General features: G+C 70.6%; 15 protein-coding genes. 6 read left to right on the top strand and 9 right to left on the bottom strand.

Features of this window, described 5'->3' with window-relative positions; all coding sequences use genetic code 11:
• Nucleotides 1–188: 188 nt before the first annotated feature.
• The 5 genes from AC3EN4_RS18270 to rfbA all read right to left on the bottom strand — a co-directional run bounded on the left by AC3EN4_RS18270 (nucleotide 189) and on the right by rfbA (nucleotide 4,728).
• Nucleotides 189–1,328, bottom strand: coding sequence for an oxalate decarboxylase family bicupin (locus AC3EN4_RS18270; RefSeq protein WP_435207060.1), 1,140 nt, complete (start codon nucleotides 1,326–1,328; stop codon nucleotides 189–191).
• A 203-nt stretch (nucleotides 1,329–1,531) separates the two neighbouring features.
• The gene (locus AC3EN4_RS18265) at nucleotides 1,532–1,726 is read right to left on the bottom strand and encodes a hypothetical protein (protein WP_422740118.1); all 195 of its coding nucleotides are present in this window, start codon (nucleotides 1,724–1,726) and stop codon (nucleotides 1,532–1,534) included.
• 67 nt (nucleotides 1,727–1,793) lie between these two features.
• Complete coding sequence (gene pafA / locus AC3EN4_RS18260; RefSeq protein WP_089021075.1) at nucleotides 1,794–3,152, bottom strand: Pup--protein ligase; 1,359 nt, start codon at nucleotides 3,150–3,152, stop codon at nucleotides 1,794–1,796.
• 68 nt (nucleotides 3,153–3,220) lie between these two features.
• On the bottom strand, nucleotides 3,221–3,844 hold the full coding sequence (gene rfbC / locus AC3EN4_RS18255; protein ID WP_422740117.1) for a dTDP-4-dehydrorhamnose 3,5-epimerase: 624 nt from the start codon (nucleotides 3,842–3,844) through the stop codon (nucleotides 3,221–3,223).
• The gene (gene rfbA, locus AC3EN4_RS18250) at nucleotides 3,841–4,728 is read right to left on the bottom strand and encodes a glucose-1-phosphate thymidylyltransferase RfbA (protein ID WP_422740116.1); all 888 of its coding nucleotides are present in this window, start codon (nucleotides 4,726–4,728) and stop codon (nucleotides 3,841–3,843) included. Before rfbA ends, rfbC begins: the two co-directional genes overlap by 4 nt.
• A gap of 87 nt (nucleotides 4,729–4,815) precedes the next feature.
• Here rfbA and rfbB point away from each other — a divergent pair, with 87 nt between their 5' ends.
• From rfbB to AC3EN4_RS18225, 5 genes are read left to right on the top strand one after another with little or no spacing between them, the layout of a single operon-like run.
• Nucleotides 4,816–5,817 carry a dTDP-glucose 4,6-dehydratase gene (gene rfbB / locus AC3EN4_RS18245; RefSeq protein ID WP_435207057.1) on the top strand — a complete coding sequence of 334 codons (1,002 nt, stop codon included), beginning with the start codon at nucleotides 4,816–4,818 and terminating at the stop codon, nucleotides 5,815–5,817.
• A complete protein-coding gene (rfbD, locus tag AC3EN4_RS18240; RefSeq protein ID WP_435207055.1) occupies nucleotides 5,814–6,701 on the top strand; it encodes a dTDP-4-dehydrorhamnose reductase in 888 nt (295 codons plus the stop codon). Before rfbB ends, rfbD begins: the two co-directional genes overlap by 4 nt.
• Entirely contained in the window at nucleotides 6,698–7,069 is a 372-nt protein-coding gene (locus AC3EN4_RS18235) for a DUF2304 domain-containing protein (protein ID WP_422740113.1), read from the top strand. Before rfbD ends, AC3EN4_RS18235 begins: the two co-directional genes overlap by 4 nt.
• A complete protein-coding gene (locus tag AC3EN4_RS18230; protein WP_357119253.1) occupies nucleotides 7,062–7,763 on the top strand; it encodes a glycosyltransferase family 2 protein in 702 nt (233 codons plus the stop codon). Before AC3EN4_RS18235 ends, AC3EN4_RS18230 begins: the two co-directional genes overlap by 8 nt.
• The gene (locus AC3EN4_RS18225; RefSeq protein ID WP_435207053.1) at nucleotides 7,760–9,064 is read left to right on the top strand and encodes a polysaccharide biosynthesis protein; all 1,305 of its coding nucleotides are present in this window, start codon (nucleotides 7,760–7,762) and stop codon (nucleotides 9,062–9,064) included. The genes AC3EN4_RS18230 and AC3EN4_RS18225 overlap by 4 nt, the downstream gene beginning before the upstream one ends.
• A gap of 87 nt (nucleotides 9,065–9,151) precedes the next feature.
• Here AC3EN4_RS18225 and AC3EN4_RS18220 read toward each other — a convergent pair whose 3' ends face one another.
• Nucleotides 9,152–9,769 (bottom strand): TetR/AcrR family transcriptional regulator, encoded by a 618-nt coding sequence (locus AC3EN4_RS18220; protein WP_435207051.1) that lies wholly within the window; start codon nucleotides 9,767–9,769, stop codon nucleotides 9,152–9,154.
• Between the two features lie 103 nt (nucleotides 9,770–9,872).
• Here AC3EN4_RS18220 and AC3EN4_RS18215 point away from each other — a divergent pair, with 103 nt between their 5' ends.
• On the top strand, nucleotides 9,873–10,652 hold the full coding sequence (locus AC3EN4_RS18215) for an SDR family NAD(P)-dependent oxidoreductase (protein ID WP_435207049.1): 780 nt from the start codon (nucleotides 9,873–9,875) through the stop codon (nucleotides 10,650–10,652).
• A 177-nt stretch (nucleotides 10,653–10,829) separates the two neighbouring features.
• Here AC3EN4_RS18215 and prcA read toward each other — a convergent pair whose 3' ends face one another.
• From prcA to AC3EN4_RS18200, 3 genes are all read right to left on the bottom strand, one after another.
• On the bottom strand, nucleotides 10,830–11,660 hold the full coding sequence (gene prcA, locus AC3EN4_RS18210) for a proteasome subunit alpha (protein WP_435207047.1): 831 nt from the start codon (nucleotides 11,658–11,660) through the stop codon (nucleotides 10,830–10,832).
• Nucleotides 11,661–11,721: 61 nt separating this feature from the next.
• Entirely contained in the window at nucleotides 11,722–12,561 is an 840-nt protein-coding gene (gene prcB / locus AC3EN4_RS18205; RefSeq protein ID WP_435207045.1) for a proteasome subunit beta, read from the bottom strand.
• Nucleotides 12,480–13,151 (bottom strand): endonuclease VII domain-containing protein, encoded by a 672-nt coding sequence (locus AC3EN4_RS18200; protein WP_435207043.1) that lies wholly within the window; start codon nucleotides 13,149–13,151, stop codon nucleotides 12,480–12,482. The genes prcB and AC3EN4_RS18200 overlap by 82 nt, the downstream gene beginning before the upstream one ends.
• Nucleotide 13,152: the final 1 nt, after the last annotated feature.

The following is a 13,152-nucleotide window of genomic DNA, read 5'->3' as shown; positions in this document are numbered from 1 at the left end:
TGACGAAGTTGCCCACGAACTGAACACCCGCCCCCGCCAGACGCTCGGCTGGGCGACCCCAGCCGAGCGTCTGGACCACCTCATCGCCGCCTAACGATTGCACTCACCCCTTGACCTCAAGCGGCGTGTCGCGGCAAGAACTTCATGATCAACCCGGCCGAGGCCGGCGCGGGAAGGGCCGGGTGGGGTCAGCGGATCACCGGGCGTTGGTCTCGGGGTAGGGCCTCGATCAGTTCTCGGGGCAGGTTGAGGGTGTCGGCGCTGACCTCGGGCGGGGTGTTCGCCATCCACTGGGTCAGCGACACCGACTCGAACCGGGGCTTGCGGAACATCTCCAGGAACACCAGCGGCTCGGTGCCGAGGTTCTCGATGTAGTGGCCGTACGCGAACGGCACGTACCCGACGTCACCGGAGCGCATGTCGAAGGTGCCAGCCACCCCGGAGCTGGCGAACACGCCCATCCGACCGTGGCCGGACAGGTAGTACTGCCACTCGTCGTCGGTGGGGTGCCAGTGCAGCTCCCGCATCCCGCCCGGGTCCACCTCGACCAGCGCCGCGCAGATCGTGGTCGACGCGGCGAACTGGGTGACGTCGGCGATGCGCACCTGCCCGCCCGGGAACCGCTGCGGCTTCTGCGCGAGGAGCCGGTGGCTGAGGCTGCGGGGCACGTCCCCGGTCGGGCTGACGACTCGGTCCTGGTCCAGCGGCGGCGGTACCTGCCCGGCGAAGATGTACTTCTCCCGCTCGGGGATCGAGTCGAGCTGGTCGAGCCGCCACCCGAAGTTCTTGGCCAGCACCTCCTTCGGGGTGTGCGCGAAGAAGTCGCTGATCAGGAACGTGCCGTTCTCGGTGAACGCGCCGTCGTCGAAGACCAGCAGGAACTCCACGCCCTCGTCGAGGGCCTGGATGTGGTGCGGCACCCCCTGCGGGAAGAACCACAGGTCACCGGCGCGTACGTCGTCGAGGAAGTTGCGGCCCTCCTGGTCGACCGCGCTGATCCGGGCGCTGCCGCGCGACACGTACGCCCACTCGGACTGCTTGTGCCAGTGCATCTCCCGGTACCCGCCCGGTTCCAGCGCCATGTCCACGCCGCACAGCTCGGTGGCGATCGGCAACTCCCGTACGGTCACCTCCCGGGTCCATCCGCCGCGCTGCACACGGGTGTGCGCGTCGGAGAAGGAGAACCGCAGGTTGGGCAGGGTGCCCGCGTCCGTGCTCGGTGGGGTCAACAGGTCGGGGTTCTGCCGGTCGCGGACCACGTCGCGTGGCCCGGGGTCCACCCAACCCCCACCGCCGCGTTCGGGCTGGGGCACCGTCGGGTCGTTCATGATCGCCTCCCGCGTCGTCGCGTCCTGGTGCCGCCGGCGCGCTGGGCGGGGCAGGACGGCCCGCGACGGCGACACCCGGCGGGTACCCGCCGGGGCGACCCGGCCGGGCCAATGCCTGGCCCCGACGGGTCAGCGCCGGACATCAGGCGCGCCAGCGCGGGGAGGGATCACCGGACATCACGCGCGACCAGCGCGGGGCGGGATCAGGAGAGGAAGATCAGGGCGAGCCAGCCGCCCACGATGAGCACCAGCGCCACGGCCAGCACCCAGGTCGGCACGGTGTACTCACCGCGCCGGTTGCGCTCGATCTCGGCGCGGATCTTCTCCCGCCGGCGCTCGACCCAGTTCTGCCGCTCGGTGCCGCGCTCGGTGGGGTCGGATGGTCCAGAAGTCGTCATGGCGCGCTCAGCCTACCGGTTGCGCCGGCCCCGTCGGCGGACACCGTCGGCGGGGCCGGCGGACCCGTCACATGCTGGCGATCAGCCGTTCCACCCGCTCGTCGTACGCCCGGAAGGGGTCCTTGCAGAGCACGGTGCGCTGCGCCTGGTCGTTGAGCTTCAGGTGCACCCAGTCGACGGTGAAGTCGCGCCGCTTCTCCTGGGCGTGCCGGATGAACTCGCCGCGCAGCCGCGCCCGGGTGGTCTGCGGCGGCGTCTCCTTGGCCTCGAAGATCTCCGGGTCGGTGGCGACCCGGTCCACCTCGCCGCGGCGCTCCAACAGCCCGTAGAGACCACGACCGCGACGCACGTCGTGGTACGCCAGGTCCATCTGCGCCACCCGGGGATGCGACAGCGGCAGGTCGTGCTTGCGCTGGTACCGCTCGATGAGCCGCAGCTTGCTCACCCAGTCGATCTCACGGGAGACCGGCTCCAGGTCACCGGTCTCCACCGCGTGCAGCACCCGGCCCCACAGCTCGACCACCCGCTTGGCGGCCTGGTCGCCGCCGCGCCGCTCGACGAACTCGGTGGCCTTGGCCAGGTACTCCTGCTGGATGTCCAGCGCGCTGACCTCCTTGCCGGAGGCCAGGCGCACCTTGCGGCGGCCGGTGATGTCGTGCGACACCTCGCGGATCGCCCGGATCGGGTTCTCCAGCGACAGGTCCCGCATGACCACACCGGCCTCGATCATCCGCAGCACGATGTCGGCGGTGCCGACCTTGAGCAGCGTGGTGACCTCGTTCATGTTGGAGTCGCCGACGATGACGTGCAGGCGCCGGTAGCGCTCGGCGTCGGCGTGCGGCTCGTCGCGGGTGTTGATGATCGGACGGCTGCGGGTGGTCGCCGACGAGACGCCCTCCCAGATGTGCTCGGCCCGCTGGGACAGGCAGTAGACCGCGCCGCGCGGGGTCTGCAGCACCTTGCCGGCTCCGCAGATCAACTGTCGGGTCACCAGGAACGGGATGAGCACGTCGGCCAGCCGGCCGAACTCCCCGTGCCGGGAGACCAGGTAGTTCTCGTGGCAGCCGTACGAGTTGCCGGCCGAGTCGGTGTTGTTCTTGAACAGGTAGATCTCACCCGCGATGCCCTCGTCGTGCAGCCGCTTCTCCGCGTCGACGAGCAACCCCTCCAGGATCCGCTCGCCGGCCCGGTCGTGGGCCACCAGGTCGGTCACCGAGTCGCACTCCGGTGTCGCGTACTCCGGGTGTGACCCGACGTCCAGGTAGAGACGGGCCCCGTTGCGCAGGAACACGTTGCTCGACCGACCCCAGGACACGACGCGCCGGAACAGATACCGCGCGACCTCGTCCGGGGACAGCCGCCGCTGCCCGCGATAGGTGCAGGTGACGCCGTACTCGGTCTCGAGGCCGAAGATTCGCCGCTCCATGATGAGACATTAGCCGCCCGGAGGCCCGGTTCGTCACTGTCACACCACAGGTCGTGCCCGAGGGGTGGTCACATACCGGCTGAGTGCGACATTCCGTCCGGTCCGAGGCTCGCCACGAACCGCCGGCACGCGTCGTACTCCGGCAGCAGGCCGCTCTCGCGGGCCTGCGCGAGGGTCGGCGCGGCGTCGTCGCGCGCGGACAGCAGCGGGGTGTCGGCGGGCCACTCGATGCCCAGTTCCTCGTCGAGCGGGTGCACCGCGTGCTCGCCCGTCGGGTTGTACGTGGCCGAGCAGAGGTAGCTCAGCGTCGCGTCGTCGGTCAGCGCGCAGAACCCGTGCCCCAGCCCTTCGCTGAGGTAGACGGCCCGCCGGTCGGTGTCGTCCAGCCGGACACCCTCCCAGCGGCCGAAGGTCGGCGAGCCGACCCGCAGGTCGACGATCACGTCGAGGACCGCGCCCCGCACGCAGGTCACGTACTTGGCCTGCCCGGGGGGTACGTCGGCGAAGTGGACACCGCGCACCACGCCGCGCGCCGAGACCGACAGGTTGGCCTGGGCCAGGCGCAGCGGATGCCCCACCGCCTCGGCGAGCTTGTCGAAGCGGTACCACTCCATGAACATGCCGCGCGGGTCGCCGTGCTGCTGGGGGGTGATCTCCCAGGCGCCCTCGATGCTCAGCTCCCGGATCTTCACCGGCCCACCCGCGCTTCGTTCTTCTCGGCCAGGAGGCCGAACAGGTAGTCGCCGTACCCGCTCTTGACCAGCGGCTCGGCCAACGCGCGGAGCTGGTCGTCGTCGATGAGGCCGGCCCGCCAGGCCACCTCCTCCACGCAACCGATCTTGAGGCCCTGTCGCTCCTCGACCACCCGGACGAACTCGCCAGCCTGCATCATCGAGGTGAAGGTGCCGGTGTCCAGCCACGCGGTGCCGCGATCGAGCACCGTCACCGACAGCTCGCCGGTCTCCCGGTACACCTCGTTGACGGCGGTGATCTCCAGCTCGCCCCGAGCGCTCGGGGTGAGCTTGCGGGCGATGTCGACCACCCGATTGTCGTAGAAGTACAGGCCGGGCACCGCGTAGCGGGACTTCGGCAGGGCCGGCTTCTCCTCGATCGAGAGCACCCGGCCGTCGGCGTCGAAATCGACCACGCCGTACTCCTGCGGATTGGCCACCTGGTACGCGAAGACCCGGCCGCCGACGGGGTCACCGTGGTCGGCGAGCTGCCGGCCCAGCCCCACGCCGTGGAAGATGTTGTCGCCGAGGATCAACGCCACCGACTCGTCACCGATGAAATCCGCACCAAGAATGAACGCCTGCGCGATGCCCTCCGGACGCTCCTGGCTGACATACTCCAGCCGCAACCCGAACTGGCTGCCGTCGCCGAGCAGCCGACGGAACTGGTCCTGGTCCTCCGGTGTCGTGATCACCAGGATCTCCCGGACCCCGGACATCACCAGTGTGGAGAGCGGGTAGTAGATCATCGGTTTGTCGAAGACCGGCATCAGCTGCTTGGACACTGCCCGGGTGATCGGCCAGAGCCGGGAACCGGTGCCGCCGGCGAGTAGGATTCCACGCACCGGCGAAGCCTACCGGCACGGCTACGGAACGTGCGTGGGGGTCGCGTCCCACGTCCACCGACGAACGTCGCGTACACTTTCGGACCCGTGAGGATCCTCGTCACCGGCGGAGCCGGATTCATCGGGTCGGAGTACGTTCGACTGCTGCTGGGCAAACCCCTGGGCAGTGCCGAGGGCGTGCCCCCGCTCGAACCGGCGGTCGTGACCGTGCTCGACAAGTTGACCTACTCGGGCAACCTGGCGAACCTCGACCCGGTGCGCGACGACCCGCGGCTGCGGTTCGTGCAGGGCGACATCTGCGACCCGACCGTCGTCGACGAGGTGGTCGCCGGGCACGACGTGATCGTGCACTTCGCGGCGGAATCGCACGTCGACCGCTCGATCGCCGGCGCCGCGCCGTTCGTCACCACCAACGTGCTCGGCACGCAGACCCTGCTCGACGCGGCGCTGCGGCACGGCACCGGCCGCTTCGTGCACGTCTCCACCGACGAGGTGTACGGCTCGATCGACGAGGGCTCCTGGACGGAGATCTGGCCGCTCGCCCCGAACTCCCCGTACTCGGCCTCGAAGGCCGGCTCCGACCTGCTCGCGCTGGCCTACCACCGCACCCACGGCATGGACGTGGTCGTGACCCGCTGCTCCAACAACTACGGTCCGTACCAGTTCCCGGAGAAGGTCATCCCGCTGTTCGTGACCAACCTGCTCGACGGCGGGACGGTTCCGCTGTACGGCGACGGCGGCAACATCCGCGACTGGCTGCACGTGCACGACCACTGCCGGGGCATCGCGCTGGTCCAGCAGAAGGGTCGCGCCGGCGAGGTCTACAACATCGGCGGCGGCACCGAGCTGACCAACAAGGAGCTGACCGGTCGACTGCTGGACGCCTGCGGCGCTGACTGGGACCGGGTCGTCCCGGTCACCGACCGCAAGGGCCACGACCGCCGGTACTCCCTCGACATCAGCAAGATCAGCGAAGAGCTGGGCTACCAGCCCAGCATCACTCTCGACGACGGCCTCGCCGACACCGTGCGCTGGTACCAGGAGAACCGGGCCTGGTGGGAGCCGCTGAAGTCGGCCCCCACCGCATGACCCGACTACTCGTCACCGGCGCCGGGGGGATGCTCGGCCAGGACCTGGTCACCGTCCTGGAGGCCCGGCCCGACCTGAAGGTCACCGCCGCCGCCCGTGCCGACCTGGACATCACCGACCCCACTGCGGTCCGCCACGCCGTCGCCGGACACGACGTCGTGATCAACGCCGCCGCGTGGACCAACGTCGACGGTGCGGAAGCCGACGAGGCGGCGGCCACCGCCGTCAACGGCCACGGCGTGGCGAACCTCGCTGCGGCGTGCGCCACCAGCGGCACCCGGTTGATCCAGGTCTCCACCGACTACGTCCTCGCCGGCGACGCCGGCTCCCCCTACGCGGAGGACGCGCCGACCGCGCCCGTCAACGCGTACGGGCGCGGCAAGCTGGTCGGCGAGCAGGCCGTCGCCCGCCTGCTGCCGGACACCGGGTACGTCGTCCGCACCGCGTGGCTGTACGGCGCGCACGGGCCGAACTTCGTGGCCACCATGCTGCGGCTGGCCGGCCAACGCGAGCACCTCGACGTGGTCGACGACCAGCACGGGCAGCCCACCTGGTCGTACCGGCTCGCCGAGCGGCTGGTCGCGCTCGCCGACGCCGCCCTGGCCGGTCGCGCGGCTCCCGGCGTCTACCACGGCACCTGCGCCGGCGAGACCACCTGGTACGGGCTGGCCCGTGCCGCGTTCACGGTGGCCGGTCTGGACCCGGACCGGATCCGACCCACCACCAGCGACCGGTATCCTCGTCCCGCTCCCCGTCCGGCGTACAGTGTGCTAGGGCACAACCGCTGGGCGGCCGCGGGTCTGCCGCCACTTCCGGACTGGCACTCCACCCTGGTTGACGCGTTCCACTCCCCCGCTCCACCCGCCCCGTGGAAGGTCGCATGAAGCTCACCCTCGTCACCGGCTTGACCGGCCTGATTCTGCTCGGCACCATCGTCGAGCTGCTGCGCCGTCGTCAGCTGCGCGAGAAGTACGGCATGCTCTGGCTCGCCGTGCTGATCATCGTGATCCCGTTGTCCCTGTTCCCCCGGCTGCTCGACAACGTCGCCGAACTCCTCGGCGTCGCCTCCGGTGTCAGCCTCGTGCTCTTCCTCGGCATCGTCTTCCTACTGCTGGTCTGCGTGCACCTCAGCTGGGAGGTCAGCGCCCTGGAGGAAGAGACCCGGACCCTGGCAGAAGACTTCGCCCTGCTCCGCGCCGAGATCGACGCGGACCGGGCGGCCCGAGACGAACTGGTGTCGCACGATGGTTAACGGCAAGCGGGTCCTGATCATCATCCCGGCGCTCAACGAGTCCGGCTCGATCGCCGACGTCGTCGGTGAGGTCCGCGGCGAACTGCCCGGCGTCGACGTGCTCGTCGTCGACGACGGCTCCACCGACCGCACCGCCGCGGTCGCCTCCGCCGCCGGCGCCCGGGTCGCGAAACTCCCGTACAACCTCGGTGTCGGCGGCGCCATGCGAGTGGGGTACCGGTACGCCCGCGACCACGACTACGACGTGGCCATCCAGATCGACGCGGACGGCCAGCACGACCCCCGGTACGTGCCGAAGCTCGTCGACCTGCTCGACGAGACCGACCTGGTGATCGGCGCCCGGTTCGCCGGCGAGGGCGACTACAACGTCCGCGGCCCCCGCCGCTGGGCCATGGTCATGCTCTCCGGCGTGCTGTCCCGCGTCGCCCGCACCAAGCTCACCGACACCACGTCCGGGTTCCGGGCCGCCAACCGCCGGGTGATTGACATGTTCGCCACCTGGTATCCCGTGGAGTACCTGGGCGACACGGTCGAGACGCTCGTGCACACCGCCCGGCGGGGCTACACCATCCGCCAGGTGCCGGTGGCCATGCGCAAGCGGATGGCCGGCACCCCCAGCCACTCACCGGCCAAGGCCATGATCTACCTCGGTCGGGCCTTCGCCGTCCTCACGTTGGCGCTCATTCGCCGGTGATCCGCCGGCTCCTGAGTCTCGTCCCACCGGGCACCATCGCCGTCGGCGCCGGCCTGGCCCTGCTGGGGCTCGCCTCCTACGTCCACCTGGCCGTCGCCGGGCACAGCCTCACCGAGGCCGACTACTCGTCGCTCGCGGCGCTCTGGACGATCGTCTTCACCCTCGGCATCGGCCTGTTCATGCCCGTCGAACAGGAGGTCGCCCGCCTCGTCGCCGGCCGGCACAGCCAGGGCCTCACCCCCGGGCCGGTCCTGGCCCGGGGGGCCGCCCTGGCCCTCGGCCTGCTCGTCGCGGTCGTCGCGCTGATCATCGTCGCCCGGGCGCCGCTCGCCGACCGGCTCTTCGCGGGCGACGACCGCATGGTCGCCGTCCTGATCGGATCGCTCGCCGCGCTCGCCGTCGCGCACACCACCCGCGGCGTGCTCTCCGGCCTGCAACTGTTCCCCTGGTACGGCACCCAACTCGCCGTCGACGGCGGCCTGCGCATCGCCCTCGTCGCCCTGCTCGGCCTGACCGGCGTCACCTCCCCCATCTGGTTCGGCGCGGTGCTGATCGCCGCCCCGCTGATCGGCGTGGCGCTCACGGCCCCGCCCGTGCTGCGGGCCGTCGGCGGCGGCGTCCCCGTCGCCTGGGCCGCGTTCCTGCGCGGCCTCGGCCTGCTCATCACGTCCAGCCTGCTCTCCCAGGTCGTCGTCAACATCGGCGTGATCAACGTCAAGGTGCTGGACCCCTCCGACGTGGCCACCGCCGGCGCGTTGCTCTCCGCCCTGGTGCTGGTCCGGATCCCGCTGTTCGTCTTCGCCTCGCTCCAGGCGTCCCTGCTGCCCGGCCTCGCCACCTCCGCCGCCACCGGCGACCGCACGGCCTTCAACAGCCTCCTGCGCCGGGCCCTGGGTATCGTCACCGCGCTCGGCCTCACCGGCGCCGTGCTCGCCGTCCTGCTCGGCCCGTGGCTGGTGCAGACCCTGTTCGACGCCCCCGACGTCCTCGGCCACGGTGACTTCGCCTGGCTCGCCGCGGCCACCCTCGCCTACCTCTGGGCGATGGTCCTCGGCCAGGCGCTGCTGGCCCTCGACCGGCACCGCGCCCAGGCCGTCGCCTGGGCGGTCGGCGTGGCCGCGCTGGTCGCCGCCACCCTGGCCCCGGTCGCGACCGCCCTGCGGGTCGAACTCGGCTACGCCATCGGCTCCGTCGTGGTCGCCGCCACCATGGCCGTTCTGCTGCGCGCCCGCACCAGCGGCCCGGCGCCCGTGCCCGCCGCCCGCGAGGCGGTCGCCCCCGGGGTGACCAGCGCCCCCTGACGACCTACCCGGACCACCCCCGGGGACCCGGATAGGTCAGGGTGTGCCTGTGGCGTGCGTGGTCACGTGGTCACGGCCCGGTCGGTGCTACCGGTTCGCGTGCCGGTCGTACCGTGCGATCATCGTGCGGACGGCGTCGTCCACCACCGCGCCGGCGCGCTCCGGGGTCACCGTCCAGCCGGGGACCAGCAGGCACGGCCAGAACAGGTAGTTGGAGATCATCCCGAGAAACTGCGTGGCGGCCATCTGCGGGTCGGCGATGTCCGCCGTTCCCGCGTCGCGCTCGGCCACGAGGTAGCGCTGAACCGTCTCGAAGTACGGCAGCTTCCCCCCGGCGAAGTGCGCCTTCGCCAGTTCCGGGAAGCGGGGCAACTCGGCGATGACGATGCGGAACAGATCCACCATCCCCGGCCGGCCCAACAGTGCCGCATAGTGCCGCCCGAGCGCGGTCAGGCCGGCTTCCAGGTCACCCACGGACGGCACTGCGGCGTCGTCACCGCCGGCCCAGGAGTCGACGACGATGGCGTCGAACAGGGCCGCCTTCGTCGGGAACTGCTTGAACAGCGTTGCCTTCGACACCCCGGCCTCCTCGGCGATGCGCGCCAGCGACGACCGGTCGTAGCCCAGCTCCAGGAACAGCTGCGTGGCGGCCTGCACGATCAGCGCGCGCTTCTGCTGAGCCACCCGCTGGTGATAGGTCGTCATGCGGCCATCATAGCGAGGTGAGTGGGTTGACTCACCACCGGAGGCGACGTACCGTTGCCGTGGTGAGTCAAACGACTCACCATTGGCTTTCCTGGAGGACCGCATGTCCCGCTTCACCGCGCACACCGCTCTCGTCACCGGCGGCACCGGCGGGCAGGGCGCCAGCCACGTACGCGCGCTGCACGCCGAGGGCGCCAACGTCGTCATCGGGGGCACCAACGCCGAACGCGGCGCCGCCCTCGCCGCCGAACTCGGGGACCGAGCGCTCTTCGTACGCCTCGACGTCTCCGACGAGAAGTCGTGGGCCGCCGCCGTCGCGGCGACCGAGGAAGCGTTCGGCGCGCTCACCATCCTGGTCAACAACGCCGGCGTACAGAACCCGCCGGCCCTCATCGAGTCCACCGACCAGGCCACCTGGGCGCGCATCCTCGACATCAACCTCACCGGCACGTTCCTCGGCATCAAGACCGCCACACCAGCGCTGCGCCGAGCCGGCGGTGGGGTGATCATCAACATCGCCTCCGTCATGGGCACCGGAGGCACCGCCCACTACGCGCCCTACGTCGCCAGCAAGTGGGCCATCCGCGGGCTCACCCAGACCGCCGCCCTCGAACTGGGCCGCGACAACATCCGCGTCAACACCATCCACCCCGGCGTCGTCGCCACCGCGTTCATCACCGAACCGGCGGCAGGCGCGGACGCCCCGATCGCCGACTTCTACACCCCCGAGCCGTTCGCCGTCCCCCGGCTCGGACAGCCCGCCGACATCACCGCCATGCTGCTGTTCCTCGCCTCGCCCGACGCCGCCTTCATCACCGGCACCGAGCACGTCGTCGACGGCGGACTCCTCCTAGGACCCGCCCTAAAAAACGCGTCGGCATGACGCCCCGCCCCCACCCCGTCGATCTTGCACTTTCTGTCGTGACTAATGCCCGCAAAAGGTGCATAACGGCAACCGAAAGTGCAAGATCGGCGAGGTGTAGGTGAGGCAGGGCGGGGCGGGCGGGGAACGCGCGCGGCGGGCGAGCCCGAAGGGGTCGCCCGCCGCTGTCGCTCGCGCTTACTTGCCGTCTGCGGGCTTGTCCTCCAGGTCGGCGGAGCCCGCCGACGTCGTCGGCTTGTGCGCCTCCGTGGTCGGCTGCGTCGGCGTGTCCGGCCCACCCGCCTCGACCGACTGCTCCGCCGCCGCGACGTCACCGTCGAGCAGCGCCGTCAGCGCCGCCCCGGTGATCCGGCGGAACGTACGCCCCACCCGCTGACGATCCAGCACCGCCACCTCAAGCTGGTTGGCGGCGATCGTACGGGCCGCACCGCCCTCACCGCCGGCGGTGCTCAACGCCTGCACCGCCACCCGGACCGCCTCGCCGAGGGACATGTCCGCCCGGTGCTGCGACTTCAACACGCCGGTGATCGCCTCGGCCTGACCACCCATCGCCATCCGGCCCGGCTCGTCGTTGACCGACCCGTCGTAGGTGAGCCGGTACAGCTCGTCGTCGTCCGCCGTGGCCCCGACCTCCGCCACACAGATCTCCACCTCGAACGGCTTCGACTGCTCGGTGAAGATCGCGCCCAGCGTCTGCGCGAAGGCGTTGGCGAGCGCCCGCCCGGTCACGTCCCGCCGGTCGTAGCTCAGGCCGTTCAGGTCGGCCATCCGCACCCCGGCGCGACGCAGGTTCTCGAACTCGTTGTACCGGCCGACCGCGGCGAAGCCGATCCGGTCGTAGATCTCACTGACCTTGTGCAGGGCGCTGGAGAGGTTCTCCGCGACGAAGAGCACCCCGCCGGAGTAGCTCAGGACCACCGCGCTGCGCCCGCGAGCGATGCCCTTGCGGGCCAGCTCGGAGCGGTCGCGCATGATCTGTTCGGGCGAGGCGTAGAACTGCATGGCCACGGCGGCGGTTCTCCTTACGGCGCTGTGCTGACGACTGCTGACTGGTGGGGGTGGACGGCGCTCATCCGCCCGGGTTCTCCATCCGACCGGCGACCACACCCTCGGCAATCGCCGCCGTCTCGGTGTCGGTCAACCGGCGGGTGCCCTCGGCGGTCGCGGTCATCACCACCGGATAGATCCGGCGGGTCAGGTCCGGTCCGCCGGTCGCGGTGTCGTCGTCGGCCGCGTCGTAGAGCGCCTCGACCGCGAGCCGGGTCGCGTCCTCGAGCGACAGCCCGGTCCGGAAACGCTTCTTGAGCGCCGACTTGGCGAACAGCGAGCCGGAGCCGATGGCGTCGTACCCGGTCTCCTCGTACGGGCCACCGGTCACGTCGAAGCTGAAGATCCGCCCGGCCCGCGTCGGGTCAGCGGCGGCCAGGTCGAAGCCCGCGAACAGCGGCACCACGGCGAGGCCCTGCATGGCCGCGCCCAGGTTGCCCCGGATCATCGACGCCAGCCGGTTGGCCTTGCCGTCGAGCGAGAGCATCGCGCCCTCGATCTTCTCGTAGTGCTCCAGCTCCACCTGGAACAGTCGCATCAGCTCGATGCCGATGCCCGCGGTGCCCGCGATGCCGACCAGGGAGTACGCGTCGGCCGGGTGCACCTTCTCGATGTCGCGCTGGGCGATCAGGTTGCCCATGGTGGCCCGCCGGTCGCCGGCCATCACGACGCCACCGGCGGCCGAGATGGCCACGATCGTGGTCGCGTGCGGCGCCAGGTCGGCGGCCATGCCCGGGGGCAGCGGTCGACGACCGGGCAGCATCTCGGGCGCCACCCGGCTCAAGAACGTGGTGAAGGAGGACGTCCCCGCGTTGGTGAACACATCTGGTAGACGCCCGGATGGATCAAAGCCCGCTGCCACGTGGTTCCTCTCAGGTACGTGATCGCCCTGGCCAGCCTCGTAGGACTGTCACGGAACTGGCCAAGACCACCGTTGCAGTTGAAGCAGAGTATCCCGCGCACCCATCCGGTGCGATGATCGTGGTCCAGATGTTGCGGGTCCGTGCCGCCGCAGATCGCACAGACCCCGCCCTGCTCGGCCAGGAGCTCCTGAAACTCCTTCTCCCCGATGCCGTAGCGATGCCGCAGGTGGTATTCGCGTGTGCCGCCGTAGAGTCGTTGCGCCGTCTCTTTGCCGCGGGCGTTGTGGCAGGGCTTGCAGTAGCTGTGTCGACCACTGGCCTTGGTCGAGGTGGTGGGAAAGTCGTTCAGGGGCTTGATCTGCTCACAGTCCGGACACCACTTGAGGCCTTCGCCGACGGGCGTGAGGGATTTCCGCTGCGGGGCGATACCGCGCTTGCGCCGCTTTGCCTCCGACCGTGCTGCGGCGCAGACCTTGCAGTAGAAGGCCAGCCCGTCATTCCCTCGCCGATCACGGTGGAACTCCGTGCTGGCCAGCACTCTCTTGCACTGCGGACATGCCTTCTCGACACCGTCCGGCAAATCGGACATA

Source organism: Micromonospora sp. bgisy143 (genome assembly GCF_057708145.1).
This window is presented reverse-complemented; position numbering and strand designations above follow the sequence as displayed.